The sequence below is a fragment of the Paenibacillus sp. FSL K6-1330 genome, assembly GCF_037976825.1.
GTDB lineage: Bacteria > Bacillota > Bacilli > Paenibacillales > Paenibacillaceae > Paenibacillus_AQ.
This window is the reverse complement of record NZ_CP150269.1, coordinates 4,957,111-4,983,068: the sequence shown is the minus strand read 5'-3', so window position 1 is coordinate 4,983,068 and position 25,958 is coordinate 4,957,111. Positions and strand designations below refer to the sequence as shown.

Sequence of the window (25,958 nt, the reverse complement as noted above, 5' to 3'; positions counted from 1 at the left end):
ACCTTTCTCTCATATTCGGGTACGGATCGGGAGCATAGGGAACGAAGGTCCACTCGTATAATCGAGTAAACGGCTCCGCATGATCCATCCGGGTCCGATCCGGTAGGTCAGAGCTTGATGCATGCAAAATATTCGGATGAAATCAAAGAGATGCCAAAAAATTGGATTCGCTTTCGAACCCCCGTTATCCTGCAACGGTGGGTTCGGTATCCTCAAGCTTTGATGTAGCTTTAGTGCGCGATTTGCCGGTTGCCTGCATGACGATATAAATCAGGATCAACAGCACTAACGCAATGGCTGAATATCGGTACATGATCGTGTACGAAGTGGATTTGGCGATGGAGCCGAGCGCGATAGAGCCGATAGCGACACCGAAATCCAGGGAGTTGAAGAACATGCCGTTGGCCATGCCGCGCTGGAGCGGATGAACCTCCTGGATCATCCAGGTCTGGATGGACGGCTGCATCGCACCGAAGCCAAGGCCATAACATAATGCCGATAACAGCATAATTCCCGTCGATGAGGCGAAGGTCAGCAACAACAAACCGGTGACCATCAGAACAGCAGCGGGTATAACCAGCGCCTTGTGTCCATAGCGGTCATAGATTCTGCCGGAGAACGGCCTTACCAGAATGATGGCAATGGCATTGAACAAGAAGAAATACTGGGGATTCCGGAGGTGAGCCTCGGTGCCGAACAACGCCATGAAGCTCAGCAGCCCGCCGTACGTAATGGACATCAAAAAATTAAGGACGCTGGGTAGAATCAGCTTTTTATTGAATGAGCCCTTCGGTTGTTCCTCCACTCGAGGTTTAACTGCTGAGGGGCGCTCCGTGTTTCGTTTTGCCGATTTTAACGTCAGAACGTAGGCGAGTGGGAAGATAAGTACATTGATGATGACGGTGATGACCACAAGCGGTGTAAAACCCCCGTCTTGCAGGAGCGTCAAGCCGATCATCGGGCCGATCGACATGGCGAGGGTAGTGGATAATCCGAAATACCCCATGCCCTCGCCCAGTCGTTTGATAGGAATGACGTCTGAAGCCATCGTAGGAAACGAGGTGCTTGTCATGCCAAAGCCGATGCCAAACAAAACGCGCATCAGCAGCAGAAAGGCGATGCCGGATGCCCAGTAATAGCCGAGCGTGGCTGCCAGCGATATCAACAGCCCGACGTACAGAAGCAGGCGCAGTTTTCCTTTTTCCAGCGCTTTGCTTGACACGAAGCGGGAAGCGATCGCACTGAAGGCGAACAAGCTGGTGATCAGGCTGACCTGAAGCGGGCTTGCCATAAACGCCTCTTTGGCGTATGCGGGCAGCGTGGTCAGCATCATCTGCAGGGTCAGGAACAGAAACAGGTTGCTGACCATCAAGGTGATGAATTCTTTGGTCCATAATCGTTGTTTCGAATTTATTTCATTCATGTGAAACATCACTCCTGTTATTCTCTAAGTTGTGTATGTTGGTATTGATGCGTGAGAGTGTGTCCCAGAACATCTCTAATTGATGATCGTCAATGCCTTCGATTAACTGGCTTCCGCACTGACTTTCGATCGTTGTGGTTTTCTCGATCAATTGTTTGCCTGTATCCGTCAAATAGAGCTGGAAAGCTCTTCGGTCGTTTACCGAAACGGATTTGCGGGTGTATCCTTTTTTCTCGAGCAGATCCAAAATGCGGGTAGTGGTCGGTTGGTCCTTGTCCGCTTTGGCGGCAACTTCCTTTTGATTTAACCCTTCGTGCTCTCCGATGTGGTACAGCACCAGCCATTGCTCAGGGGTGATATCATAGGGCTTCAAGGCGTTAGCAAACAAATGGGATGCGCGGCGGTAGGTGTAACCCAGATGAAAACCGATGGAGGGGTTGCGTTTAGGTACTTTCAAGAAACAAGTCACACCTTTCATTTCAAGTTTTCAAAAATAATTGTCTAAACAATTATATGCCTGACATGCAAATCAGTCAAACCATTCAAAAAATTAATTGTCTGCATGACAGGGTTTCGTAAAACGATGTGGAATATGAAAAATGGAATGATAACATAGCTCTAACAATTGCGAGCTATATTTATAGTACAAACCAATTTCTAACCACTCAGGAGGAAGTACAAATGTCACAATTGATTAATTTTGCACACCGCGGGTCATCGGCTATATGCCCCGAGAATACGATGGCTGCCTTTGCCAAAGGCTTGGAGCAGGGAGCTACCGGGATTGAAACCGATGTTCAGATGACGAAGGATGGAAGGCTGGTTCTGATCCATGATGAGAGTGTTGCCCGTACCACGGGGGCTGAGGGGCTAGTCAAAGATTATACATACAACGAACTGGCCAAGTTGGACGCAGGCTCATGGTTTGGAGCGGCTTTTCAAGGGGAACGGATTCCGCTGCTGGAAGAACTGCTGGAATTAACGAAAAACCGTGGCACGATCGTGAACATTGAGCTGAAGAACGGGTCGATTCAATATCCTGAGCTGGAAAAGCGCGTGATCGAGACCGTAAGACACTACAAAATGTCAGAGCAAATCGTCATCTCAAGTTTCAATCATTATTCCCTGGTGGAGTGCAAACATATTGATCCTGAAATCCGTACCGGCCTGCTGTATGGAGAAGGGTTATACAAACCGTGGGAGTATGCCAAATTGGCTAAAGCGGATGCGCTTCATGCATACCATCGCGCAGTTCTACCGGAATGGGTAGCGGAAGCGAAGCAGCATGGTGTTGTCTATCACCCGTGGACTGTCAATGACGAGGAACAGATGAAAGCCTTGATCGATGCAGACGTGGCTGGCATTATTACGGATTATCCGGATGTACTCGGGGGATTGCTACAAACCAAGGGAGCGTGACTTTGTGAAAAAAACATGGCTGCTGGGCTTTGGCTTTTTCAGCATTAGCATTACCTGGGCGCTCTACAATGCGTTTGTGCCCTATTTTCTGGAGGATTACATATCCAGTGTCGCACTGATCGGTTTTTTTATGACGATCGACAATTACTTTGCCTTGTTCTTGCAGCCATGGATTGGAAGTCGAAGCGACCGTACTCATACCCGGTATGGCAGAAGAATGCCTTACCTGCTCATCGGAATGCCGCTTGGCGCTCTGTTTACCGCAATCATTCCGTTTCACACCGGAATGGTAACATTGATACTGTTCATGGTCCTCATGAATCTGGCTATGAGCCTGTATCGTTCGCCTACCGTTTCACTAATGCCGGATATTACGGAGGAGAAACGACGCACGAGGGCCAACGGCATCATTAACTTTATGGGCGGCATAGGGTCTATATTGGGTTTTGGCGTGGGCTCGGTACTGTATAGCGCTCATCGCTCCCTACCTTTTATTGCAGCGGCCGGCATAACGCTGGCGTCGTTGTTCATTTTGAGAACATTTATCCAGGAGAAGCGCGACGCTCCAGGCTATCAGGCTCAGACGGAAGCCAAAACTAAAGTTTCCTTTAAGAGTCAGCTCAATCGGACGACGGTGCTGCTCTTGGCGGCTATATTTTTCTGGTTTGTCGCTTATCAGGGAGTTGAGACGCTGTTTACTCTGTACGGGAAGAACGAGATGGGGCTAACGGAATCGCAGGCTTCCTTTTCCTTAACGTTTTTTTCACTCGCCTTTGTTCTGTTCGCCATTCCAAGCGGATGGCTCGGCGGTAAATTCGGCAAGAAACGGATGATTCTGATCGGCGTCAGCGGGCTGTTGATTGTCTTTGCGCTTGTACCATGGGTTGAATCAATGCTGTTGCTCCGTGTATTGCTGACTGTTGGCGGGTTATTCTGGGCTTGCATCAATATTAACTCCTATCCGTTTATCGTATCTACCGGATCGGAGGACAGCATTGGGACGCGGACAGGAATGTACTATTTGGTATCCTCGCTGGCGGCGATCTCGTCACCGCCTCTGCTGGGCAAGCTCATTGATGGCATGGGATATTCGATTCTGTTTTATTGTGCCGCTGGCAGCATGCTGCTCGCGCTGATCTGCGTTCTGATGATTCGCCATAAGGAAACGGCAAGTCCTGCAAAACCGCAGACCGCATCTGCCAGCTTGTCCTAGAAGATTTGTTTTTTGGATAACCGAAGGTTCGGCTCCTGCTAGTCCGTCCGTGCGGAATAACATTGACGAGAGCCTGCCAGGACAGGTAGAATCTAATATCAGATAGATTTGAATTAGAATATGCCGGCGAAGGTGCAGGAGCTGATTCCAAGGTTGACTACGATTTATGATATTGCCAAGAAAACAGGCTATTCGCCTACGACGGTGTCCAAAGTCTTCAACAACTATCCGGATGTCCGGGAGAAGACGAGAGCCAAGATCCTGGCGACCGCGAAGGAAATGGGCTATCTTCCAAACGCAAACGCCAGATCGCTTACAACGAAACGATCCTGGACCATTGGTATTCTTTTTGTAGAAGCCACTGGAGCAGGGATTCGTCACCCCTATTTTGGAGCTGTTATCGAAAGCTTTAAGAAAATTGCCGTATCCAAAGGGTATGATCTGATGTTCATCTCCAAGGATGTCGGCGGCCGAAGAAGCAGTTATGTGGAGCATTGCAAAATCCGAGGCGTCGACGGTGTGGTCGTCATTCTGTCGAGCAGCGAGGATCCCGATTTCCAGGAGCTGCTGGATAGCGGCATTCCGTGCGTCATTCTGGATTCGTCACCGGAACATGTGCATTCGGTTTACTCCGACAATATCGGAGGGAGCATGCAGGCACTTCGATATTTGCATTCGCTCGGACATCGCAGAATTGCCCATATATCGGGCGGATTGAATACGTTTGCAGGCGAACAGCGCCAACAAGGCTATGAGCAAGCCCTTCGGGAGCTTGACCTGGATCTAAGGGGAGAGTACATAACCGGCAGCGATTTTTTCTCCACCGAGAGCGGATACGAAGCCATGAAGAAGCTGCTGGGGCTTAGAGAGAGGCCGACTGCTGTTTATGCGGCAGGTGATCTACTCGCACTTGGAGCGATACGTGCCGTTCAGGAACATGGCCTGCATGTACCGGGAGATGTGTCCATCATTGGTTTTGATGATATTGAAATGTCCCGTTACATCACCCCTGCGTTAACGACCATACGCCAGGATACGGAGCAACTGGGCACCGTTGCGGCGGAGCTCCTTCTTTCTTCCATCGAAGAGCAAGACGCAACAGTAAAGTCGGTTATGCTGCCAGTTCAATTGATTATCCGGGAATCCTGCCACCCGGTCACCTAGGTGAAATATAAGGCAGGAATCATTTTTACCATTTTTCGAAACCGGTTTCGAAAGTAATCGGACTCTAGAGTTGAGTCGATTATGACCCATTAAAGGAGGATCTAACATGTCAAATTATCGTTTTGAGAAGGATACCTTTGTTATCGAGCAGTATGATCTTGCCAAACCGTTTTCCAGCTTTCTGCCCGGAATTGCAGGCCTGAAAGGGATTCCGATGTGGACCTTTTATGTGAATCGGGGGCAGGGGATATGCAGCTTCGGCATACGCGATAAGAACTCGCCAATCATGGAATTTTCCCCTGCGAATATCTCGTATAAGAATGTTTCGACTACCGGTTTCCGCACGTTTATCAAGATGGCGGGGACAGCGCCCGTTTATGAGCCGTTCCAATCCTTTCAGCCGGATTCCAAAGCGAAGAGAACGATGCTGATTCGTCAGAATGAGCTGGTCATTGAGGAGGAGCATGCCGGTAAAGGACTTCGCACTTCGGTGTCGTATTTTCAGCTGCCCGGTGAGGATTTTGCCGCCCTTGTTCGCGAGGTCAGCGTAACGAATATCGGAGCCGGGACTGTATCGCTTGAACTGCTGGACGGCATGCCGGAGATTCTGCCTTACGGTGTCGAGAATAGCGGGTACAAGGAGGTCGGCAATCTACTGCGGAGCTGGATGGAAGTGGAGAACTTGGATCAGGGGATCCCGTTCTATAAAGTTCGCTCCAGTACGCACGACGAGGCGGAAGTCAGCGAAGTTACGAGCGGTCACTTCTATCTGTCGTTTAATCAGCATGGGAAGCTGCTCCAACCCCTTGTAGACTTTGAGCTGATCTTTGGCGGAAACACTTCCTTGATCCACCCTGATCGATTTGCTGTGAGCTCGGTGGAATCTTTGATGAACGCCACGCCTTATGCCGTGAACAAAGTACCATGCGGATTCAGCGGATTATCGACTCAGCTTAAGCCTGGGGAGACGGCGACCGTTTATACACTGGTTGGTCATGTGAACGATATCGGTAAAATCAATAAACGTTCCAAAGATTTGTGTTCTCCTGCCTATATCCTCCGTAAACGCGAGGAGGCCTCGGCGTTGACCCGGAAATTAACCGCGGATGTGGCCACCAAAACGGGATTACCCCTATTTGACGAATATAGCCGTCAGTCCTATCTGGACAATTTTCTGCGGGGCGGATATCCATTCCTATTCGATAACGGGAAGGAAGGGGCCGTTGTCCATCTATACTCCCGCAAGCATGGGGATCTGGAGCGGGATTATAACTTCTTCTCTCTTGCGCCGGAGTACTATTCACAAGGGAATGGCAATTTCCGGGATATGAATCAGAATCGACGAAATGACGTGTTTTTTAACCCGAAGGTGGGCACGTTCAATATCCGGATGTTTTTCAGTCTCATTCAAGCCGACGGTTATAACCCGCTTAGCGTAGAAGGGACGAAATTTCGCGTGAGTGAAGGGAAGGAGGAGGAGCTGCAAAAGCTGCTGCGCGTTTCCGCGGCTGAGGAAGATTATGAGAAGCTGACAAAGGCATGCGCCGGGGACTATACGCCAGGAAAAATCATCAACGCGATTTCGGATCAAGCCATCAGGTTGGAGATTAGCGAGGAACAGTTCTTATCCGGGCTGTTGACGATATCCGATCAGTATTTTGCAGCTTCGTTCGGGGAAGGGTTCTGGTCGGATCATTGGACGTATAATATGGATTTAGTTGATACCTACTTGAATATTTATCCCGACCGTTATGAGGAACTATTGTTTGAGGAGAATACGTATACGTTCTTTGACAGCCCGGTGTACGTCCTTCCGCGGAGTGAGAAGGTTGTGATCAGTCAAGGAGGCAAGGTTCGGCAATATGGTGCTCTGCTGGAGGACGAGGAGAAGCTGAATAAGCTCGGCAGAAAACGGAACGCGGCGGAATGGCTGCGGGTAGATGGCGGATTAGGCGGCATGTACCGCACGAATCTGTTTGTCAAAATGATCTCATTGTCCCTCAATAAAATGGCGACACTCGATCCTTACGGGATGGGGGTAGAGATGGAGGCGAACAAGCCGGGCTGGAATGACGCAATGAACGGCTTGCCGGGACTGTTTGGATCGGGTATGAGCGAAACGATGGAATTGAAGCGTTTGGTCGCATTTATCGTGGATGCGGCCGAGCGGTGTGGCCATCAAGTGATTCAGGTACCGGAGGAGATCGCGTCTTATTTAGGTAGTGTATACGAAGCCGTACAGCAATATCAGTCCGGCTCATTGGATTCATTCGGTTACTGGGACTTGGTAGCGGGGCAGCGTGAATCCTATCGTGCATCGGTCCGGTACGGGATCAGCGGTCTGGAGGTTGAGATGTCGGTGAAAAACGTGAAGGTCATGTACGCGGCATTCTTGGACAAAATCGAAGAAGGGATTCAGCGTGCCGAGCAGATGGGAGGCGGAATCGTGCCAACGTATTTCCGCTTTGAAGCCGAGCGCTTTGAAGAGGTTCGGGATGCAGCGGGGAACCCGGTGATCACCCGCTATGGTTTGCCCGCGGCAAAAGTGCTTGAATTCAAGGCATATGCGCTCCCGCATTTTCTGGAGGCACCGGCCCGCGGAATGAAGCTCGCTGATGAAGGCCAGGCGAGAACGATGTATGATCGGATCAAGGCTTCCGATCTGTATGATCCCGCGCTGGGGATGTATAAAACGTCCGTCAGCCTGGGAGGCGAAACCGATGAAATCGGACGCATCCGTGCATTTACAGCCGGGTGGCTGGAGCGGGAATCCGTATTTTTGCATATGACCTATAAATACTTGCTTTCATTATTAAAAGCCGGATTGTATGACGAGTTTTTCTCGGAAATCAAAACATCCCTTGTCCCTTTTCTGGACCCGGCGGTTTATGGACGCAGCACGCTGGAGAATTCCTCGTTCATTGCCAGCAGCGTCAATCCGGATCCTCACGTGCATGGACGAGGTTTTGTGGCAAGGCTTAGCGGATCGACGGCCGAATTCCTAAGCATGTGGATTACGATGATGGCAGGGAAGAAGGTATTCCGTTACGAAGGCGGCCAGCTTCAGCTGCATCTGAACCCACTGCTTCCGGCTTGGCTGTTTGACGAGAATCAAGAAGTGTCGTTCACCTTTCTTGGTTCCGTCAAGGTGACGTATCGCAGCGAGCGCGCAGCAAATACGTATGGCCAGGACGGCGTTACGATTCAGCGATTAACTCTCATCACGGTGGGAGGGGATTCGATCAAGGTGGATGGACCCCTCCTTACAGGAACGTTGGCTCATGAAGTTCGTAACGGGAACATCCGAGAAATTCATGCTGTATTGAAATAGAGGGAAACGAACGCCAAACAGGCCACCCGGCAAGAATCGGGTGGTCTATTTACTGTTATTTGAAGTTCTGTTTATTCATTAGGGGGCTTCTTGTTATCGCTTGACATGGTTGAGCCAAACGAAATGCCGATGGCGGCACCGATCGTTATGCCGATAGCGATATTATCCATGGCAACGCCAAGGGCTACGCCAACGCCGATCCCCATGCTTATCCCAAGGGCCATGTTGTTCTTTTTCTTTTCCATACGGCCGTCACCTCCATCTGTATCATGTTGATCCAAACAAGCGCTTTTCCTTCTCAAGTTGCTGTTGTTCTTATTATAGAGGATATTGGACATGGATGCCGGATATCCAGTTCTTTCATGTTTCTTCGCTTGCAAGTCCCAGTGTTGCAACCCATAATAGATATATCGATTTCAAGTACATATAGATTCAACATCTTCGAGTGCGAGGAGGGGGTTATCATGCAGTGGATCGCCATGCTGACGATGCTGATTGATCATGTAGGACTTGTGTTTTTTCCGCATCAGGAGATTTGGAGAATCATCGGCCGCATTGCTTTCCCAATCTACGTCTATGCTCTCGTTCAGGGGCACCGCTACACTTCTTCGAGACCCAAGTATATCATTCGACTGGCCGTCATTGCGGCAATCTCCCAAATTCCCTATCAGCTTGCGCTGGATCTTAAAGGGTTGAATGTAGTCATTACCCTGGTAGCTGGAGCCATCGTTTTGTATGTGCTGGAACGATCGGATTCCCAGCTGTTTTCATGGATGATTGTTGTTGCCGCCTGTGCGCTAATGAGCGAATTTCCGTTTGATTACGGAGCTTACGGCCTGCTGTTGATCTTGATTTTCCGATATGCCCAGGCCAGCTGGCTTGTTCCGCTTCATATTGTGTTGAACCTGTTATTCTGGTTCCTTAATAACTGGGAGCTGCAGATGTGGAGTGTCATCCCGACGGCTGCGATAGCCTATGGCCCGCATATATGGAGGAAGCTGGAGTCTATCCGGGTGAGCCGCTGGGTATGGCGTTCATTTTATCCTCTGCATTTGCTGATTATTGCGTTATTACGGGTGTTTTTATAGAGAAGAACTCTTTAGGTTAATGCCTGATGGATGATTATATACAAGGAGAGACATACATGTTCAATATCGCAATTGCTGCCTGCATTCTATTGTTCGCGGCGGCGGGTTACATCGCATTCATGAATTCCAAATTAATTGCGGATAAAAAACGGGAAGCATACATTCCTCCGCCTGCTTCGGAATATACCGTTTATATGACGCCTCAGTTCACGGAGGAGGACAAAAGATCGATGAGTCCCATCGGCGTCATGGAATTTCGCGATCCACAAGGCATGATGAAGGTATATCTTTGCCGGGTCAAGAATGAGTCGGAGGATTTGAAGCTGGAGCAAGCTGGCAATGTGTTTCTTCATCATTTGACGAAGGCCAGGGATACCGGCACGCTGATGTTCTACCGTACGGTGGAGGAAGCGCTGCAAGGAGCGGAAGAGAAGAGTTTGACCGATCGACTGTCTGCAGCTGCGAAAAAAAAGCCCAGAACAGAATAGGCAAACAGGGTCAATCCACCCACTTGCGGGGTAATAGAGAAATAAAAGACCGAAAGGAGATTTTCCGAAATGAAAACATTTATAATCGGAAGGACATCGGTCTCCGTCTTTATAGGCGATATTACGACATGGACGGGCGACATTATCGTCAATGCTGCAAATTCGGGACTGCTGGGTGGAAAAGGCGTGGACGGCGCAATTCACAGCGCCGGCGGCCCGGAGATCATGGAGCAGTGCATGGAAATTCGCAAGCAGCAAGGCGGCTGCCCGCCAGGCAATGCCGTGATTACCGGTGCAGGTCGGCTGCCTGCCCAGCATATCATTCATACGGTCGGCCCGATATGGGAGGGCGGTGGACGGCGGGAGGAGCATACGCTGGCGGAATGCTACCGCAACAGTCTCTTGCTTGCAATCGAGGTGGGTGCCAGAAGCATCGCCTTTCCTAATATAAGCACGGGTATCTATGAGTATCCTAAGGCTCCGGCATGTGATGTTGCGTTAAAGGCGGTTACGAAGCTGCTTGAGGAAGATTTGCCGGATAACCGCCTGGATCGGATTGACTTCGTTTGTTTTTCTCCTGATAATGAAGAGCTCTATGTCCATTGGCTTGAGCAGTACACACAGGAGAAGGAGGCGCAAATATAAAATAACCCCACAAAGTGGAGCCTATGCTTCGATGCTTATTCCAAATACTTTGCAGGGACCCCCAAAAACAAACCTCTATCGAGGCCTTTCAAGGATGAGCGACCGGATTCAAAGGTAGGTTTTTGCGATTATAGAATTGTTCAGCTCCGCTGAAAAATTATAAATTCTGTAATCTTAATGAAAGTCAGGGGCGCAGTTAGCGCCCCTGACGTTTGTCAGTCGGCTTTACATATGATAGGATCCGCTTGGCTCAAACAGTACCCATTCCAGCAACGTGATCATATCGTCGAGGCGGGCTTCCTGATTGAGAAGGGAGGCTCGCTCCGGACTGTTCTCTTCGAGAGCAGCCAAGCGGGTTTGCAGCTTTTTCTTCTGCATCGTAAGTTCATTGATCTTGGATTTGATCTGGTTCTCTGTTCGCATGGTATAATCCTTTCGTTTGGTATGAAATCCATCAATTTACCCCATATTATAGCATTTGATTCAGCTTAAGACGAAAGAGGGGTTCACATGACGAGTGAATATTATATGAAGAAAATGGCGGCAGAGCATGCCGCCAAGTATGTGCAGGATGGAATGAAGATTGGGCTGGGCACAGGCTCAACCGCTTATTACGCCATTCTCAAAATCGGCGAGATGGTCCGATCCGGACTCTCGATCCAGGCCGTGGCTACCTCTGAAGCTTCGGAGAAGCTGGCGATGGAACAAGGAATATCCCTGACGCCCATACATCAGATCGATCGCTTGGATCTGACGATTGACGGGGCTGATGAGCTGGACGACCAGCTGCGGTTAATCAAGGGAGGGGGCGGAGCGCTTCTCCGCGAGAAGATCACTGCTTTTCACAGCGAACGGCTTGTGATTGTAGCAGATGAAGCGAAAGCCGTAGCTCAACTCGGCGCTTTTCCGCTGCCGGTTGAGATTGTCCCTTTTGCTTATGAGTGGACAGTTCGGTCACTGGCCCAGCTTGGCTGTACGGTGCAAATCCGTTGTAAGCAAGATGAAGGGTTTTATGTTACGGATAACGGGAATTATATTGCTGATTGCCGGTTTCAGCATATTGCCCACCCAGAGGAATTGAGCTCCCAGCTAGGCGTCATTCCGGGCGTGGTTGAACATGGGCTGTTTATCGGTATGGCCGACCAAGCGATCATAGGCTGCCAGGATGGAACGGTACGGATACTGCATTCCGGGAGCATAGAAGCAAAGAATACATTTGACAGTTGATCCGGCGTTCATTAACCTTAATAACATGATATCTCTCGGAGGGTGAAATATGTCGGATATTCAAGAACACGAGGATACCCCGTTACATTTGCTGGTTGTCCTTGCCAGAGCTTATAACGCAGTTATGACACATTCGAATCGCAGCATCAATAGTCACGGATTGAACTCCACCGAATTCGGTGTATTGGACGTACTCTATCACAAAGGACCGCAGCCGCTGCAGAAAATTGGGGAGAAGGTGCTCATCTCCAGCGGTAACATTACATATGTGGTGGATAAGCTTCAAAAGAAAAACCTGCTGGTTCGCCGGGCTTCCGCTGAGGACCGCCGCGTTATTTATGCTGAGCTTACCGCAGAGGGACAAGAATTCTTCGAAGCCATTTTTCCTCAGCATCAGGAATTGATGGTTAAGGTGCTTAGCGGTTTGTCGGAGGACGAGAGAGCGCAGGCGGCGATGCTGCTGCGCAAGCTGGGAATCAGTGCAGAGAAGATGTTGTAGACCTATACAAGTTTTAGATTGGAGATAAGTATGCTTAAAGATATAACGGTGCAAGCGATACAACCCGAAGTAAAGGAACTGCTCAGTTACTCGGTATTTCCGGATCCGGAAGCGGTGGATCAGGCTGCAGCTTCTTATCAGACGGGCCGCAGCCGGTTGTTTGGATATGAAGAGGATGGGCTTCTCTTAGGAGTCATCGGTTTTGATATCGATCAGGACGAGCTTACCATTCGGCATCTTGCCGTTCTTCCGGAGAATCGGGGAAAGGGATATGGTCGCGGATTGATTTTGGAGCTGCTCCTTGAGGTTCAGCCTAAACCGGCCCGAGTGATTGCGGAAACGGACGAAGAAGCCGTAAACTTCTATCGCAGTATCGGCTTTGAGGTATACAGCTTGGGAGAGAAGTATCCGGGCGTTGAAAGATTCCGCTGCATCTACGAGGTGGAGGAGTCCGAAGAATAAGCTATTCAGATTACAAGCATGTTTGCCGTCTTGGAGTGTAATTAAAATTGCCATTCAAGACAATAAACCCGTTTCGCAATGGCGGCATTCCTCATATAATGTCGTAACGAGCGGGGCAGGGGGTGAACATGTTGGTGTACCATTATACCGCTGTCGGCGATTCCTTGACCTTTGGGTTTGGGGCGATGCCTGGCAGCGGTTTTGTTCCGTTATACCGTCGGATGGCGGAGGAGAAGCTTCGCCAGTTCGTGGCCCATGAGAATCTCGGGGTCAACGGATTAACCTCGGATGAGTTATACGATCGGGTAGTTCAGCTTCCTACGTTTCGCTATCATCTGCAGCAGGCCCAGATCATCACGATATCGATCGGAGGCAATGACTTGATACGTGCGGTAAAGTCCACGGGAGGTCGACCGAATCGGGAGGTGCTGGACGCTGCCTTGTATCGATGTCAGAATCATGTGGCTAATATCGTCAAACATATCCGAAAAATAAAGTCACCAGTCAGCAAACCTTATTATATTCGCGCTATCGGTCTGTATAATCCATATCCGGCCTGGACGGAGGCGACGGAATACGTGATTCGGTTCAATCGGCATTTGATGGGGTTAAGCGACGGCTATTTTCGCGTAGCTGATATTTACACACAATTTTCTGGCCGAGAGAAAGAACTGATGTCGGTGGACGGTTTACACCCGAATGGCCGAGGGTACCGGGTGATCGCGGAACAATTAAATCGACTTGGGTACAAGCCACTTGCATAGAAAACCGAATGATCAAAAAAAGGGTGTCCCATGGTCTCTTGACCGCGTGGACGCCCTTTGGTTTATATATAATCACTTATGATTTATAATAATTTCCTAAAAAAACTTCGCACCGCCCATTTACGTTCTTGCCGTTTTTTGTATTTCGGCAGTGACCGATACACATCCAGCGATTCCTGATAGGACTTTTTGGCATCCTCAGTCCTTCCAAGCGATTGATACATATAACCAAGCAAATAAAAGGCTTCGCTGGAGGAAGAGTGAATGGAATGGAACTGTTCCAAATAATGGAACGCCTTCTCCCGATCCGAATCCCGAAATGCATCAGCAAGCCGAAGAAAAGGCCGGCCATATTTGACCCTCGGATTAATCTCAAGGGCACGCATAATATTCGCTTCCCCTTGTGTGATGCTGCCGGTATGCAGGCGTGCATTTCCAATATCGTCCCAGAATTCGGCGGAGTCCTCTAGACTGGATGCTATGGATTCCAACAGCTTCAGGGCTTCCCCATACTTACGGCGCTCCAAGAGTAATCTGGCAAGCTCGTGTCTTGATGAAACGTCGCTGGGACTAACTGCAATCTGTCTGCGCAGCTTGGAAATATTCCGTGCACGTTTGATTGGCTTTGTCAAACTGGGAAATACCCCGACAAAACGGCGATCCAGCACATACACGATGAGAAGCAGCACCAGGATCGCCGTAATCGGATTACCGAAGATGTAGAACAGAAATCCAAAAATGATGAGTTTAAACAAAAGAGATCCCTCAATTTCTATGTAAAGTTGTAACACAAATTATACCATAACATGGATTTATTTAGGTAGAAATACCATCGGTTCTATAGACCTTGAAAGCATGCGCATGTCGGAATAGGCCCTAGGTATTGAAAGAAGGTCGATGATAGCCGATAAAGGTAGTAAAGAGGTGATAATCATGGCGAAAAAGGGACAGACATTCCATCATTACAGTTTCGAAACGAAGAAAAAGGCAGTCGCCATGCGGCTGGAAGGTATGACTAAGAAAGAAGTGGCATCCGCCTTACAAATATCAGATATCGGACGGCTGAAAGTGTGGATGCGCAAATACCGTGAGTTGGGCGAGGAAGGTTTGGTCGATCGCCGCAGAAAAATTGTATATTCAGATCCTGAGACCGATCGGGATGAAAAAGAACAACTTTCGCAGGTATAGACAATTAGTGATCGCATGAGGCGTGGTGGAACGACGGTTAAACCACGCCTTTTTCATATCGGAATCAAAGGAAATGTTCAATCCAAATCCGGCAGATTCCAAAGCATGGGCTGATTCATTATTCTTAACCCGAACAGGCGGCAGCCCAGTTCATTTGAGCGGAACCAACATAACATGTGGTATGTTCAAAAAAGGAGGGATTCATGTGAGCGGAGTAGGAGAAGGTTATGGTGGCTATGGATATGGCTCTTCTGTAGGTGCTATTTTGGTATTATTCATCTTGTTGGTGATCATTACTCGCGCATTTATCTAATCCATCTCTTGAGTGAACAAACCAATTGAATCAATAAGTGATACCGAGCACCATGAGCAGTCACAACGACAGACCGTCCTAAAGAGGCATGGCCTCTTTTTAGGGCGGTCCTGTTTTTTTGAAGCGAGAATCGGCTTTCATGACTTGTCATGAATCATCGTTTTAACCGTCTATCAGAGCATCACTAATAAAAACAGACCGCTCGAGAAGAGCGGTCTGTTCTTGGGAGAACGAATATTATCCGGTCAGAGGTCTGGCCCCGGCCTGTTACTCATGTTACATCATAATCAGTATAACTTTACCGTTTACGAAAGATACGATATCGAAATTCGAGTACCCCCAGGTTTCAATGGTTTTACCGCCGCCAGTGGTAATGTCCTTGGCTGCCGGGTTCCCCCATGAAAGCTGCACCTGTTCTTTTGTCATGCCGAGGGAAACCTGGCCTGCTTTAATCTGTTTCCAGACCGATGCGGACCATTTGTATTTTTGATAAGGATCGTAATTTAATAAAGAAGAACGGTCTGCAAACAGCTGCAGCACTTCCGAAGAGCGCATAGGATAGCTTTTCACTGTTTTTCCTGATGCCGTTTTGAAGATCACGTTGAATTCGCCTTTGTCGTCCGGCAAAATGTCGGTTACCGATAATTTCGAGAAGCGTTCCAGGTCTTCGAAATCATTCACCCAATACGTTCGGCCGATGAATTTAACCAAGCTGCCTTGCATGGCTTTTTTGATCAAGCCAGCCGTTTCGTTAGAGACAATAGTCATCTCTGCATCGCTTCCGAAGGAGATATTCGCTTGTTTCCACTTGGTATCCCAGCTGATTTTCGCACCCAGAACATCGGATAACACGGCGGCCGGAATCAGCAGCTCGCCTTTGTCTTTGATCGGTGCTGCTTTTAGGCGCAGCGGACTATCATTCAGCTTGGCCTGGTTGCTGCCTGCTGTAAGCGAGAGCACGGTCTCTTCGAACTTGGCCTCCACGGCTCCGTTTTTGGTCGAGTAGGCGCCGCCCAGTGCCTGAATGACGGATTTCGCCGGCACCATGATATTCCCGTTGATCTGTTTTGCATATTTCAAATTGTTGCGCAGGCTGGACGATACCGTTATCGATTTGGACAGACCACCCGAGGTTACCGTAATCTGTGTCTTGCCAACGCCCGCAGACTTAAGGGTTCCATTCTTCTGCATGTTCATCAAATAAGGCTTCTCTATATCGATCTGGGCATCTTTAATCGGTACTTTGATCTTGGCCCCGTTCGTGTAAGTCTCCTGGATACTGACTTCCAGGACATCCCCTACATAAGGCTTGGCATCGGATACCGAAACCGATACGGCCTTAACGACAGGCACATCAACCGATTTGTTCTGTCCATCCTGGTGATGGATCCAGCTTCCGTCAGAGCGCTGCGCATAGAATCCCTCCGATAGATCCTTTGCATTTCCGTAAATGGAGGTTTTTACGATCCCGCTCAGTCCGGAGACCTGCTCCTTGAGCTTCCAGCGGTCTTTATACACTCCGGTTGTCCATACGGTTCCGTCTTGGAGCGTCACAATCAGAAGATCCGTCGGCTCATTGGAAGCATAAACGATATGAGCTGCATTCTGAGCGACGGTAACTGGTATGATGCGCCCGTTATCGTCAAAGTTGGACGTTTCGTATACAACCACGTCACCGTTGTCACGCAAAAGGGCTACACGCCCGCTGTGAACCGTCATGGATTTAACCCCTGAAGGGTTTTCCACGATGCCGAGCTTCTTGAATTGTCCATTTTTGTAGTTATCCTGCAGTAACAGCTCCCCGTTGGAGGACAAGGCGGCAAATTCTTGATCGGCATTGGCGATGAGCAAAATGCCGCTGAGGTTTTTTGCTTTTTCCGAGCCGCCCCATACGGTACCGTCTGACTTCAGCCAGTAGTAACCCGCTATCTGCTTCACGCCGCTTGTTCCCGGAACGACCTGGGGTCCCTTGCCGATATCCCATTCCACTAATCGCCCATCCTGCGTCATACCAATGCCTTCGTATTCATAACCGCTGATGGCTGCAACTTTACCCGGCGTCCGTATGGCATGTCGTCCGTCAATCAGGGACCACATGGAGCCATCGCTCATCAGGTAGGTGTTTCTTCCCGCAATATCGCTGATCTGGAGCCTGGACTCTTCGGCAGCAGCGATCCCGTGCGTCGTGCCCGCAAAGCCAAGTCCCACCAGCATGCTGAACAATACGAGAACATACAACGTTCTTCTCAATTACATGACCTCTCTTCACTGTAACATTAGGAATATTTTTCAAACAGATTTATTGATTCGACAAAATCGGTGTTATTCCTGCAAAGGTTGCGTGGCGTTATGACCTTAAAGAGGGGAACAAAAAAACGCTCGCCGGATATCCGGGGGCGTCTTGCCAGTTAAGCTCGCGATTGTATGATGAACTGCGTCGGCCTAACGGTGTTAAGTTAAGGGGATTGCCAAGGGGATCATCGGTAGCAGAAACCTGATTAAGTAATATCGGTTCCCCCTCAATATCAATAAAGCCTCGTATAAATCATTCTTCATCGTTTCGATTTTGGCGAATTTCCTGAACGGTGCTTCTGTGCTTTTATTCTGCGCTGCGGGGAGCAAGTAAATGTTCAAAGTGCCAACTTAGCGGAACAAATACACAATGCCGGCGACCGCAAGAAATACGAAACCGGCTAATAAGAACCAGTTGGCTACTCTCTCTCTGGATGCGCGGTCGTCCTTGGATTCAGCATAGAAGTTGGCTCTTTGTTGGTATCCCGTAATAAACGCTCCGGATAGAAGCGCTGCAATCAACAAGCAAGCCAATCCTGCATATAAAAACAGGTTCATCACGTGTTCCTCCCATCATGCCCTTTATCGTTAGAACGTTGGCTGAGAGGGATTGGTTATGCTTTTCATATAAGGTTAGGTGAACCGTCTGACTAGAAGGTGAGGATTGATATGGAAAAAAGCCGCTCAACGAGGTGAGCGGCTCAACATAAAAAAAGAACTAAATCCCTGTAATAGACATTGCCGTTACAGGGATTTAGTTCGGGAACCTCCGAAGAGATTCCCTCATGGGAGAGGAGAAACCGGACGAAGAGCTTATGGGGAAACGTAAGTCTTCTCCGCGGTTGTCTACGACATTCATTGATGTCGATATTTCAAGGATGCCCGGCTGCGGTAGAAATATACCTGACTTTGAAAAAAAATGGAGAGACGTTATGTTTCGTTTTTCATATATGGGATGATTGTGTTACGATAATTACTGTCAATGGCGTTGTCTTGGCAATGAATTTATAGATAATGAAACGGGTGAATGAAGCAGTGAGAGTAGTATCCGGAAGTGCAAAGGGCCGGCCGCTCAAAAGTGTGCCTGGTACAAGCACCCGTCCGACGACGGATAAAGTGAAAGAATCCATATTCAGTATGATCGGTCCTTACTTTGAGGGGGGCGTCCTGCTTGACCTGTTCGCAGGCACGGGAGGCCTTGGCATTGAGGCATTAAGCCGGGGGATGGAACGTGCTGTTTTTATTGATGTGGAGCCGAAGAGCATCAGTACGATCAAGGATAATTTGAAGGCAACCAGGCTTGAAGAAGGCGCCGAGGTGTACCGCAATGATGCGGCACGAGCGCTAAAAGCGCTAGAAAAGCGCGGCTACAGCTTCGATCTGGTCTTTTTGGACCCGCCATACAGGTTTAAGAATGGTGATGAGCTGATGCTGGACATGGCAGAGCGAGGTTTGCTGCAAGATTCAGCTGTGGTGGTATTGGAATACGAATCAAGCTACAATTATCCTGAGAAATTTGGTGACTTTTGTTGTTTCCGGACTGCGAAGTACGGAGAAGCCGCCATATCGATATACCGTTACGACACAGCGCAAGATCAAGCGTCAGAGCTTGATGAGGAGGAATTACAGGATGAGAAATGAGAATACTAGTACATACCGTGTTGCCGTATACCCGGGAAGTTTTGATCCGGTCACCATGGGACATATGGATATTATCACACGCGCTTCCAAGCAGTTTGATCTGCTGATTGTGGCCGTGTTGAATAATCTAAGCAAGAACCCGCTGTTCACGATTGAAGAGCGCAAGGACCTCTTGAGACAGGAAACAGCACATCTTCCGAATGTGGAAATCGACAGCTTCCGTGACCTTCTGGCGAATTATATCCGCCAGAAGAATGCCCAGGTCATTGTACGGGGGATCCGCACGGTGACCGACTTTGAATATGAACTTCAACTAGCATCCACCAATCATAAGTTGAATCCGGATGCGGAGACGATCTTTATGATGACACACCCGAAATATTCGTTCCTGAGCTCAAGTCTTGTTAAGGAAATCGCGCATTTTAATGGAGATACAACGGATCTGGTCAGCCCCGAGGTCCATGCCGCGATGCGCCGTAAATTTAGTGGCGATAACGGTCAATAAGACGGGAACACAGCCAGAACGCCGCTATCAATAATAAGCAGATTACGCCTTGAACCTGCAAGAATGAAGGCAATCCGCTCCAAAAGTTGAAGTGCTGATCCGCGTTGGCGTGATCCAGTGGTTCCGTTCGGAAGGCTGGTACGATGCCTGCTGATAGGGCGCTGAACGGTTTCCACATGGCCAGTGTAATCGCAAAGGCGAGCACCGAATGCAAGGCTCGCTTCACCATAAAGTAACGCCAAGAGAGACCGGTCTCCTGCATCAGCGACAGGCTTTGCAGCTGAGCGCTGATTCCGCTCCATGCCAGTGCGGCGGACAGTACAGCCAGCTGCAATATGCCTGCTTGGAATGCCGATGAGCTGATGGATTGGGCTGCCAGATGGGCCTCCAATAGTCCAGATACAAGATAGGGCGGAAGCTGCGGCAGCAGGTGACCGGTCAATACTCTTGTCAGGACGGCGAAGAACAAGATAAAGCCGCCTGTCATCATTAAGGTTTGAACCGAACGGGTAACGGAGTCGCCCAGTAACTTGCCAAAGCTCCGTCCATCCCGCTGATGGGCCTCCAGAGCAGCAGTCGCTGCCCTTTTTAAAAGGGGACGTTGGGTAAATTTGCTTGATCGGACTTTATTTAACGATGCTGTAAACTGCCGTGTTCCTTCTGAGGAAGCCGGTTTATGGAAAAACCCGAATATCCAAGCGGCCAGCAGTCCGGAAATCCAATGAACGATCAGCAGCAGATAACCAGTTTCCGGTTGATGAAGCAGACCAGTTCCGATGACAACGAGAATGGTCATTGGATTGCAGAAGTGGGATAAAGCGGCGAGCCTTCCGGCCTCATCGGCACGAAGCTCGCCTTGTCTATACATTCCGGAGGCGGCCTGCGCTCCTGCCGGGAACCCGGCTGTCATTCCTGTTATAAGAACCCAGCCGCCAGCACCGGGAAGTTTGAATGTTTTTTTCATCAAAGGGTCCAGCAGTACGCCAACTCCATGGGCCCAGCCATAGGCGATGAGTATTTCCAGCAGAACGAGAAACGGCAGCAAAGCGGGAAATACGATATTCCACCATAGCTTAAGTGCTTGCAGGGTGGCTTGGAAGGCAGGTTCGGGCGCGCTGACGACAGCCAGTACAAGCAGGAAAGCGGCAGCACCCAGCAGGATGGTGTTCCACAGCCCGTTTGATGACTTGACGGCGTTGTCTTTATTCATAAGGAATCTCCTTTCAGCGTAAACATGGCTAGTACAACTTTATGCAAAGGAGACAACCGTCAGACCAAACTTGGTGGAAGGCTGGATATATAAGGCGGAGGGAAGGAAACTACATGAAGAAGTCTGTAAAACCGAATGGCTTAAAAATTGCGCTGTATTTATTAATGGTTGGGGTCATGCTGTACGTTGTCGTTTATATGCCGACCCCTTATCTTGTATACCAGCCGGGGAGCGCCGAGGAGGTTCGCCCCATGATCAATGTCGAGAAGAGCGATCCGGCGGAAGAGGGCACATTTATGATGACAACCGTGTCGGCAAGCTATGCCAATATGGTTTTGTTAATGATGTCTGCGTTTAATCCCAATTCGGAGGTTGTGAAAAAGGCCGAGAAAATGGGAGATCAGAGTAAGGACGAATATGCAGCCACACAAGTGTATTACATGAATTCTTCCCAGTCCGCTGCAATGGAAGCCGCTTATCAAGAAGCGGGTATTGACTACAGTATCGAGCCTGCTTATGTATTCGTGATGTCGATCTCCAAAAAATCTGCTAATGCCGAGCATTTCCGGCCTGGCGATAAATTGATCAAGATTGATGGGCAGCCGGCAGAGGATAATGAGAAAATTGCCAGCCTGTTAAGCGAGAAAACGATCGGGGAAGTGGTGTCCGTGGAGCTTGAACGCAAGGGGAAAACCGTTAAAGAACAGGTTCAGCTTGTTAGCATTAAGGATGAGAAGACCGGGGCGGAGCGTCCGGGTCTTGGCGTCATGATTGCGACGATGCAAAGCGTAGAGCCGGCGAATCCCGATCACACCATTCATTTTGCGGATACCAATATCGGTGGACCTTCAGCCGGACTGATTTTTACCCTTGAAATTTATAACCAGCTCACCGAAGGTGATTTAAGCAGAGGTTATCGGGTAGCGGGAACGGGTACCATTGACAAATCAGGCGCCGTAGGTCCCATTGGCGGCGTGAAACACAAGATCGTGGCGGCTGACCGGAAGGAAGCCGATATCTTTTTTGTGCCGCAAAAAAATTACGATGAAGCCAAGAAGCGGGCGGACCGAATCAAAACGGATATGAAGTTGGTCCCGGTTGACGATCTGCAGGATGCAGTAGATTATCTGGAGCAGCTGCCGCCTAAGGGGTGAGTGGCGGCAGCAGGTAATCGCTGTAGTAATGGCGGATATCCGGCTTAGGGTGTCCGTTGGCGTATACGGCGGCTGCCATCAGGTCCCTCTCCAGCTGAGGATGCTCCAGCGTTGTCGGCTTCTGGATAACAGGTAGCGAGGCGCTCTGCTTCATTCGTTTCAGCAAGGAACGCCCTGTGTCGCTGAAGCCAAGGACCCTGATATATCCCGGACCTTTGGCCAGCTCCTCGCGATTCATGGATGCCTTGTCATGATTGAGCATGATGTGCAGGAGCATACGCTGAAGTTTGGTGCGGGTATAGCGTTTGGTCTTCAACGCTTCGAGGAGAGACCCAACCGTGGGCTGCTTCAACTGCGCAAGCATGCGCTGAACACGATATTCCAAGCCTTCGGTAACTTCAAGGAAGCCTTCAAGCTGCGCGGGTGTATGCGTGAGTAGGGATTGAAACAGCGGCTGACGAAACTGTTCCCAGTGGACGGGAGCTAGTCCGCTTTCCATTTCCCGCTCCATGATGTTGTGCGTGAATTCGGGGATGTAGGGTCTGGCTGCTTCCAAGCCCTGTGAAAGAATGATGTTACGGATGGCGGTTGCACTGGCAATGGACGAGTCTCCCGGCAAGGGATCGTGGTAGTGCGCGTTTTCTCTTGGAATGGTGTAGGGTGTAATGCGGCTGCCAAGGCGGTGGAGGGCAATCAGATAGTGCAGGCCCAAGGAATTGTTCGGCTGCGTGAGCAGCTCTTGCAAATGGGCAATTGCTTGTCCGGACTCGCCGAATAGGGCTGCAGCGGCAGCACCGTAAGCGGACGGGAAGTTCATGCCTTCCCGGAGATGCCTTTCAATTTCGGATTGGAGCTCGCCGGATTCGCTGGCAAGCGAACGGGACAGCGGTAGAAGCTGCTCCAGCGTACCGCTCTCCGATCCGAAGGAAAGACAGTCCACCACCCCGGTAGCTTCCAGAATAGCTATCGCACCGTATGCAAACCATTCTGCAGGCTGCACGGCATAGGTTACCGGCAGCTCGATGCACAGATCTACTCCCATGGCAAGGGCCATTTCGGCGCGTGCGCGTTTGCCTGCAATAGCAGGTTCGCCGCGTTGGAGAAAAGGACCGCTCATCACTGCAACAACGGCATCCGCCCCTGTTACTTCTTTGGATTTACGATAATGCAGAACATGACCGTTATGTAAGGGATTATATTCAACGACAATGCCAACCGTCTTCATTAGTTTCAACTCCTTGATAAGAATATAACATAATTACAGGACGTTCCTGCAACAATAAGCTCATCGCCATATATGGGTGATAATCTCGTTGTAGCGTGAGAAATATCGGGGAACAATCATGGTTCTTTAGGGTTATCCTGTTGACAAAAGTCTTTGGGAATCGGTATAATAATCTTTGTTTGTTTGGAGTGATGGATATGCTAATTCAATTTCGTAAATTGACAACCAGCGATCAACCGTTACAGTTCCATCAAACCGTGGATGTAAGCAATGCCGTTAAGGATCGGAAGGACATTATTGCTGTTCAGCCATTAGACGTGGATTTGACAGCAGCCTCATCGATTTCTGGTACGGTGGATGTTCATGGAAGGTTGCAAGGCGAGCTGGAGATGAATTGCTCCCGCTGTCTGAGGCCGATCAGTGAACATGTGCACATCCCTTTTCATGAAGTATTCCAGCCGGTGGTAGATCCTGAATCGATTCAGGATGAGAATGATGACACTACATACGTGCAAGGTGAGAGTGTGGATCTCACTCCCTATGTAGAAGAAGCATTTTTGCTCCACCTGCCGCTAGCTCCGGTGTGCAAAGCCGACTGCAAGGGACTCTGCCCGAATTGCGGCAAGGACCTGAATGAAAGCACGTGCAACTGCGATACGGAAGTGATCGATCCTAGGCTAGCCGGACTGAAGGACTTCTTTAAATGATGATGGATTTGGCACCCGTGTTCAGCGGGTTGAATTGATAAGGAGGTGGGAACATGGCAGTACCTCAACGTAGAACGTCCAAAACACGTCGTGACAAGCGTCGTACTCATTTTAAGCTGGCTGTGCCAGGCATGGTGAAATGCGAGCAATGCGGAGAATTGAAACTTGCTCATCGCGTATGTAAAGTATGCGGAACGTATAAGGCAAGAGAGATCATCAAACAATAATTTTTAAATAAGTAGTACTTCATCTTTGGTGAGGTGCTATTTTTTTTGTCTGAAGTCCCCCTTTCTTTTTAACGTGACATGATTTATACTTAACATTAGTACCAGGTTCTAATATTTGCGACTAATTTACATATATGTATGTTTGAAGAATGGCGGCTTTCATAGCGGCAGAAGGAGTTGTTTCGTCATCGATCGTTTATCCAAGAAAGACCGTCACCAGCGGCTGATTCAGCTGATCGACGAGAATCCCTTTGTTACAGACCGCGAGTTGACTCGCCAGCTTAAAGTGAGCATTCAGACGATACGCCTTGACCGTATGGAACTTGGCATCCCGGAGCTTCGTGAGCGAATGAAGCAGATGGCGGAGCATTCTTATGACCAGGTTCGTTCCTTGTCACTCGAAGAGGTGATCGGGGATGTCGTTGACTTGCAGTTGGACAAGAGCGGAATATCGATATTTGAAATCCGTGAGGAACATGTATTCAGCAAAACGCGAATTGCCCGCGGGCATTACGTGTTCGCTCAAGCCAATTCACTTGCCATTGCCGTAATCAATGAAGAAATCGCGTTGACGTCTTCAGCGGATATACGGTTTTTGAGACAGGTGCGTCTCGGCGAGAAATGCATTGCCAAAGCCTACGTTAGGTCCATTGCCGGCCAGAAGGGAAAGGCCAAGGTGGAAGTGTTTACTTATGTCGCTGATGAAATGGTGTTTCAGGGGAATTTCGTAATCTACCGATCTGCAGGAGAATGACATAAGTAAAGGAGGAAGTTTGGCATGAGAATTGCGATTGATGCGATGGGCGGCGACAACGCTCCCCAGAGTAACGTCGAAGGCGCGCTCATTGCTGCACAGGAATGGAGCGATACCGAGATCATTCTCGTAGGGGATGAAGCGCAGATTGGAGCACTGTTGAAGGACAAACCGTCCAATCTGAAGGTGGTTCATGCAAGTGAAGTCATAGAAGCGGAGGATGAGCCGGTAAAGGCTGTCCGCCGGAAGAAGGATGCTTCAATGGTTGTGGCGGGGCGCATGATTCGCGAAGGCGAAGCCGATGCCATGATCTCGGCAGGCAATACGGGGGCCCTCATGACAACCGGACTACTCGTCGTGGGCAGGATGAAGGGGATTGAGCGGCCTGCGCTTGCGCCAATGATTCCTACTCTCGATGGCAAGGGGATGCTCGCCTTGGATCTTGGAGCGAATATGGATTCGAAGCCTGAGCATCTGCAGCAGTACGCATTAATGGGCAGCCTGTATCGCGAGAAGGTGCATGGAATCACCAAACCTCGGGTCGGGCTGTTAAATGTCGGTACCGAGCCGGGCAAGGGCAATGAACTGACGAAGCATGCTTATCCGTTGCTGGAGGAGCTGCCCATTCATTTTGTTGGCAATGTTGAGTCCCGCGATGTCATGAACGGTGTTTGTGATGTACTCGTATGTGATGGGTTCTCGGGCAATATTTTGTTGAAATCGATTGAAGGAACAGCTGGCGCACTCTTTTCGCTGTTGAAGGAGCAGTTCAGCAAGTCTCTTAAGACCAAGATGGCTGCCGCCTTGATGATGCCAGAGCTTCGCAGCCTGAAATCGACGCTTGATTATAAGGAGCATGGCGGAGCGCCTCTGCTTGGTCTGGGCGGTCTGGTCGTTAAGAGCCATGGTTCATCGGATGCGAACGCCATCAAGAATGGGGTTCGCCAAGCGCGGACGGCGCTGCAGAACCGATTGGTAGAGAGTATTTCGAATGAAATCAGCGGGAAGTGAGTGAGGAA

Annotated in this window: 29 protein-coding genes; 20 read left to right on the top strand and 9 right to left on the bottom strand. The window is 49.5% G+C overall.

The genetic code is table 11. From position 1 onward, the window contains the following. Positions 1 to 184: 184 nt before the first annotated feature. Both NYE54_RS22560 and NYE54_RS22555 read right to left on the bottom strand, forming a co-directional pair. Positions 185 to 1,423 (bottom strand): MFS transporter, encoded by a 1,239-nt coding sequence (locus tag NYE54_RS22560; protein WP_339266307.1) that lies wholly within the window; start codon positions 1,421 to 1,423, stop codon positions 185 to 187. Next, complete coding sequence (locus NYE54_RS22555; protein ID WP_076325052.1) at positions 1,416 to 1,880, bottom strand: MarR family transcriptional regulator; 465 nt, start codon at positions 1,878 to 1,880, stop codon at positions 1,416 to 1,418. The genes NYE54_RS22560 and NYE54_RS22555 overlap by 8 nt, the downstream gene beginning before the upstream one ends. Before the next feature lie 224 nt (positions 1,881 to 2,104). On the opposite strand from NYE54_RS22555, the gene NYE54_RS22550 reads away from it, so the two are divergent. From NYE54_RS22550 to NYE54_RS22535, 4 genes are all read left to right on the top strand, one after another. Further along, positions 2,105 to 2,842: a glycerophosphodiester phosphodiesterase gene (locus NYE54_RS22550; protein ID WP_339266306.1), complete on the top strand. Its 738-nt coding sequence runs from the start codon at positions 2,105 to 2,107 to the stop codon at positions 2,840 to 2,842. 4 nt (positions 2,843 to 2,846) lie between these two features. After that, positions 2,847 to 4,055, top strand: a complete 1,209-nt coding sequence (locus tag NYE54_RS22545; RefSeq protein WP_339266305.1) for an SLC45 family MFS transporter — start codon at positions 2,847 to 2,849, stop codon at positions 4,053 to 4,055. A gap of 153 nt (positions 4,056 to 4,208) precedes the next feature. Then, positions 4,209 to 5,219, top strand: a complete 1,011-nt coding sequence (locus NYE54_RS22540; RefSeq protein WP_076325049.1) for a LacI family DNA-binding transcriptional regulator — start codon at positions 4,209 to 4,211, stop codon at positions 5,217 to 5,219. A 106-nt stretch (positions 5,220 to 5,325) separates the two neighbouring features. Then, the gene (locus tag NYE54_RS22535; RefSeq protein WP_339266303.1) at positions 5,326 to 8,550 is read left to right on the top strand and encodes a cellobiose phosphorylase; all 3,225 of its coding nucleotides are present in this window, start codon (positions 5,326 to 5,328) and stop codon (positions 8,548 to 8,550) included. A 71-nt stretch (positions 8,551 to 8,621) separates the two neighbouring features. On the opposite strand, the gene NYE54_RS22530 is transcribed toward NYE54_RS22535, so the two are convergent. Continuing rightward, entirely contained in the window at positions 8,622 to 8,795 is a 174-nt protein-coding gene (locus NYE54_RS22530) for a hypothetical protein (protein ID WP_179090703.1), read from the bottom strand. 219 nt (positions 8,796 to 9,014) lie between these two features. On the opposite strand from NYE54_RS22530, the gene NYE54_RS22525 reads away from it, so the two are divergent. The 3 genes from NYE54_RS22525 (at position 9,015) to NYE54_RS22515 (ending at position 10,771) form a co-directional block, all read left to right on the top strand. Continuing rightward, on the top strand, positions 9,015 to 9,638 hold the full coding sequence (locus tag NYE54_RS22525; RefSeq protein ID WP_339266302.1) for a TraX family protein: 624 nt from the start codon (positions 9,015 to 9,017) through the stop codon (positions 9,636 to 9,638). Between the two features lie 56 nt (positions 9,639 to 9,694). Continuing rightward, a complete protein-coding gene (locus NYE54_RS22520) occupies positions 9,695 to 10,126 on the top strand; it encodes a hypothetical protein (protein WP_076325046.1) in 432 nt (143 codons plus the stop codon). 69 nt (positions 10,127 to 10,195) lie between these two features. After that, positions 10,196 to 10,771 carry a macro domain-containing protein gene (locus NYE54_RS22515; protein WP_076325045.1) on the top strand — a complete coding sequence of 192 codons (576 nt, stop codon included), beginning with the start codon at positions 10,196 to 10,198 and terminating at the stop codon, positions 10,769 to 10,771. A 225-nt stretch (positions 10,772 to 10,996) separates the two neighbouring features. On the opposite strand, the gene NYE54_RS22510 is transcribed toward NYE54_RS22515, so the two are convergent. Next, positions 10,997 to 11,194, bottom strand: coding sequence for a hypothetical protein (locus NYE54_RS22510; protein WP_339266300.1), 198 nt, complete (start codon positions 11,192 to 11,194; stop codon positions 10,997 to 10,999). Between the two features lie 87 nt (positions 11,195 to 11,281). Between NYE54_RS22510 and rpiA the strand changes: the two genes are divergently transcribed. The 4 genes from rpiA (at position 11,282) to NYE54_RS22490 (ending at position 13,723) form a co-directional block, all read left to right on the top strand. Next, complete coding sequence (gene rpiA / locus NYE54_RS22505) at positions 11,282 to 11,998, top strand: ribose-5-phosphate isomerase RpiA (RefSeq protein WP_339266298.1); 717 nt, start codon at positions 11,282 to 11,284, stop codon at positions 11,996 to 11,998. A 49-nt stretch (positions 11,999 to 12,047) separates the two neighbouring features. Beyond that, positions 12,048 to 12,497: a MarR family transcriptional regulator gene (locus NYE54_RS22500; protein WP_076325043.1), complete on the top strand. Its 450-nt coding sequence runs from the start codon at positions 12,048 to 12,050 to the stop codon at positions 12,495 to 12,497. 30 nt (positions 12,498 to 12,527) lie between these two features. Then, positions 12,528 to 12,959 (top strand): GNAT family N-acetyltransferase, encoded by a 432-nt coding sequence (locus NYE54_RS22495; protein ID WP_339266296.1) that lies wholly within the window; start codon positions 12,528 to 12,530, stop codon positions 12,957 to 12,959. Between the two features lie 128 nt (positions 12,960 to 13,087). Then, complete coding sequence (locus NYE54_RS22490; RefSeq protein WP_076325041.1) at positions 13,088 to 13,723, top strand: GDSL-type esterase/lipase family protein; 636 nt, start codon at positions 13,088 to 13,090, stop codon at positions 13,721 to 13,723. A gap of 83 nt (positions 13,724 to 13,806) precedes the next feature. Here the strand turns inward: NYE54_RS22490 and NYE54_RS22485 are convergent, their stop codons facing one another. After that, a complete protein-coding gene (locus NYE54_RS22485) occupies positions 13,807 to 14,478 on the bottom strand; it encodes a tetratricopeptide repeat protein (protein ID WP_339266293.1) in 672 nt (223 codons plus the stop codon). Between the two features lie 178 nt (positions 14,479 to 14,656). Here NYE54_RS22485 and NYE54_RS22480 point away from each other — a divergent pair, with 178 nt between their 5' ends. Continuing rightward, positions 14,657 to 14,911 carry a helix-turn-helix domain-containing protein gene (locus NYE54_RS22480; RefSeq protein WP_076325039.1) on the top strand — a complete coding sequence of 85 codons (255 nt, stop codon included), beginning with the start codon at positions 14,657 to 14,659 and terminating at the stop codon, positions 14,909 to 14,911. A 181-nt stretch (positions 14,912 to 15,092) separates the two neighbouring features. Beyond that, positions 15,093 to 15,224 (top strand): sporulation protein YjcZ, encoded by a 132-nt coding sequence (locus NYE54_RS22475; RefSeq protein WP_083397613.1) that lies wholly within the window; start codon positions 15,093 to 15,095, stop codon positions 15,222 to 15,224. Between the two features lie 276 nt (positions 15,225 to 15,500). On the opposite strand, the gene NYE54_RS22470 is transcribed toward NYE54_RS22475, so the two are convergent. Both NYE54_RS22470 and NYE54_RS22465 read right to left on the bottom strand, forming a co-directional pair. Continuing rightward, positions 15,501 to 17,474 carry a stalk domain-containing protein gene (locus tag NYE54_RS22470; RefSeq protein ID WP_339266290.1) on the bottom strand — a complete coding sequence of 658 codons (1,974 nt, stop codon included), beginning with the start codon at positions 17,472 to 17,474 and terminating at the stop codon, positions 15,501 to 15,503. Between the two features lie 393 nt (positions 17,475 to 17,867). Beyond that, a complete protein-coding gene (locus NYE54_RS22465; RefSeq protein WP_339266288.1) occupies positions 17,868 to 18,074 on the bottom strand; it encodes a DUF5316 family protein in 207 nt (68 codons plus the stop codon). A gap of 477 nt (positions 18,075 to 18,551) precedes the next feature. On the opposite strand from NYE54_RS22465, the gene rsmD reads away from it, so the two are divergent. Both rsmD and coaD read left to right on the top strand, forming a co-directional pair. Next, positions 18,552 to 19,157 (top strand): 16S rRNA (guanine(966)-N(2))-methyltransferase RsmD, encoded by a 606-nt coding sequence (gene rsmD, locus NYE54_RS22460; RefSeq protein ID WP_076325254.1) that lies wholly within the window; start codon positions 18,552 to 18,554, stop codon positions 19,155 to 19,157. Then, positions 19,147 to 19,662, top strand: a complete 516-nt coding sequence (coaD, locus tag NYE54_RS22455; RefSeq protein ID WP_076325035.1) for a pantetheine-phosphate adenylyltransferase — start codon at positions 19,147 to 19,149, stop codon at positions 19,660 to 19,662. The genes rsmD and coaD overlap by 11 nt, the downstream gene beginning before the upstream one ends. Here the strand turns inward: coaD and NYE54_RS22450 are convergent. Then, positions 19,640 to 20,872 (bottom strand): nucleoside recognition domain-containing protein, encoded by a 1,233-nt coding sequence (locus NYE54_RS22450; protein WP_339266285.1) that lies wholly within the window; start codon positions 20,870 to 20,872, stop codon positions 19,640 to 19,642. The genes coaD and NYE54_RS22450 overlap by 23 nt on opposite strands. 113 nt (positions 20,873 to 20,985) lie before the next feature. On the opposite strand from NYE54_RS22450, the gene NYE54_RS22445 reads away from it, so the two are divergent. Next, on the top strand, positions 20,986 to 22,026 hold the full coding sequence (locus NYE54_RS22445; RefSeq protein ID WP_339266283.1) for a SepM family pheromone-processing serine protease: 1,041 nt from the start codon (positions 20,986 to 20,988) through the stop codon (positions 22,024 to 22,026). On the opposite strand, the gene NYE54_RS22440 is transcribed toward NYE54_RS22445, so the two are convergent. Beyond that, positions 22,016 to 23,251: a nucleotidyltransferase gene (locus NYE54_RS22440; protein ID WP_339266281.1), complete on the bottom strand. Its 1,236-nt coding sequence runs from the start codon at positions 23,249 to 23,251 to the stop codon at positions 22,016 to 22,018. The genes NYE54_RS22445 and NYE54_RS22440 overlap by 11 nt on opposite strands. Before the next feature lie 197 nt (positions 23,252 to 23,448). Here NYE54_RS22440 and NYE54_RS22435 point away from each other — a divergent pair, with 197 nt between their 5' ends. From NYE54_RS22435 to plsX, 4 genes are all read left to right on the top strand, one after another. Next, positions 23,449 to 23,958, top strand: a complete 510-nt coding sequence (locus NYE54_RS22435) for a DUF177 domain-containing protein (RefSeq protein ID WP_339266279.1) — start codon at positions 23,449 to 23,451, stop codon at positions 23,956 to 23,958. 53 nt (positions 23,959 to 24,011) lie between these two features. Then, a complete protein-coding gene (gene rpmF / locus NYE54_RS22430) occupies positions 24,012 to 24,185 on the top strand; it encodes a 50S ribosomal protein L32 (RefSeq protein WP_006211382.1) in 174 nt (57 codons plus the stop codon). Positions 24,186 to 24,327: 142 nt separating this feature from the next. Further along, positions 24,328 to 24,939 carry a transcription factor FapR gene (fapR, locus tag NYE54_RS22425; protein WP_179090709.1) on the top strand — a complete coding sequence of 204 codons (612 nt, stop codon included), beginning with the start codon at positions 24,328 to 24,330 and terminating at the stop codon, positions 24,937 to 24,939. A 24-nt stretch (positions 24,940 to 24,963) separates the two neighbouring features. Next, positions 24,964 to 25,950: a phosphate acyltransferase PlsX gene (gene plsX, locus NYE54_RS22420; protein ID WP_215156350.1), complete on the top strand. Its 987-nt coding sequence runs from the start codon at positions 24,964 to 24,966 to the stop codon at positions 25,948 to 25,950. The last annotated feature ends 8 nt before the right edge of the window (positions 25,951 to 25,958 follow it).

Coding starts and splice junctions, on each gene's coding strand:
- NYE54_RS22495 (WP_339266296.1), top strand. CDS start 12,528: ATGCTTAAAGATATAACGGTGCAAGCGATACAACCCGAAGTAAAGGAA.
- NYE54_RS22550 (WP_339266306.1), top strand. CDS start 2,105: ATGTCACAATTGATTAATTTTGCACACCGCGGGTCATCGGCTATATGC.
- NYE54_RS22435 (WP_339266279.1), top strand. CDS start 23,449: ATGCTAATTCAATTTCGTAAATTGACAACCAGCGATCAACCGTTACAG.
- NYE54_RS22490 (WP_076325041.1), top strand. CDS start 13,088: ATGTTGGTGTACCATTATACCGCTGTCGGCGATTCCTTGACCTTTGGG.
- NYE54_RS22465 (WP_339266288.1), bottom strand. CDS start 18,074: ATGAACCTGTTTTTATATGCAGGATTGGCTTGCTTGTTGATTGCAGCG.
- NYE54_RS22535 (WP_339266303.1), top strand. CDS start 5,326: ATGTCAAATTATCGTTTTGAGAAGGATACCTTTGTTATCGAGCAGTAT.
- NYE54_RS22525 (WP_339266302.1), top strand. CDS start 9,015: ATGCAGTGGATCGCCATGCTGACGATGCTGATTGATCATGTAGGACTT.
- NYE54_RS22475 (WP_083397613.1), top strand. CDS start 15,093: ATGTTCAAAAAAGGAGGGATTCATGTGAGCGGAGTAGGAGAAGGTTAT.
- rpmF (WP_006211382.1), top strand. CDS start 24,012: ATGGCAGTACCTCAACGTAGAACGTCCAAAACACGTCGTGACAAGCGT.
- NYE54_RS22515 (WP_076325045.1), top strand. CDS start 10,196: ATGAAAACATTTATAATCGGAAGGACATCGGTCTCCGTCTTTATAGGC.
- rpiA (WP_339266298.1), top strand. CDS start 11,282: ATGACGAGTGAATATTATATGAAGAAAATGGCGGCAGAGCATGCCGCC.
- NYE54_RS22530 (WP_179090703.1), bottom strand. CDS start 8,795: ATGGAAAAGAAAAAGAACAACATGGCCCTTGGGATAAGCATGGGGATC.
- coaD (WP_076325035.1), top strand. CDS start 19,147: ATGAGAAATGAGAATACTAGTACATACCGTGTTGCCGTATACCCGGGA.
- NYE54_RS22450 (WP_339266285.1), bottom strand. CDS start 20,872: ATGAATAAAGACAACGCCGTCAAGTCATCAAACGGGCTGTGGAACACC.
- NYE54_RS22445 (WP_339266283.1), top strand. CDS start 20,986: ATGAAGAAGTCTGTAAAACCGAATGGCTTAAAAATTGCGCTGTATTTA.
- NYE54_RS22440 (WP_339266281.1), bottom strand. CDS start 23,251: ATGAAGACGGTTGGCATTGTCGTTGAATATAATCCCTTACATAACGGT.
- NYE54_RS22560 (WP_339266307.1), bottom strand. CDS start 1,423: ATGAATGAAATAAATTCGAAACAACGATTATGGACCAAAGAATTCATC.
- NYE54_RS22500 (WP_076325043.1), top strand. CDS start 12,048: ATGTCGGATATTCAAGAACACGAGGATACCCCGTTACATTTGCTGGTT.
- NYE54_RS22520 (WP_076325046.1), top strand. CDS start 9,695: ATGTTCAATATCGCAATTGCTGCCTGCATTCTATTGTTCGCGGCGGCG.
- NYE54_RS22480 (WP_076325039.1), top strand. CDS start 14,657: ATGGCGAAAAAGGGACAGACATTCCATCATTACAGTTTCGAAACGAAG.
- plsX (WP_215156350.1), top strand. CDS start 24,964: ATGAGAATTGCGATTGATGCGATGGGCGGCGACAACGCTCCCCAGAGT.
- NYE54_RS22510 (WP_339266300.1), bottom strand. CDS start 11,194: ATGCGAACAGAGAACCAGATCAAATCCAAGATCAATGAACTTACGATG.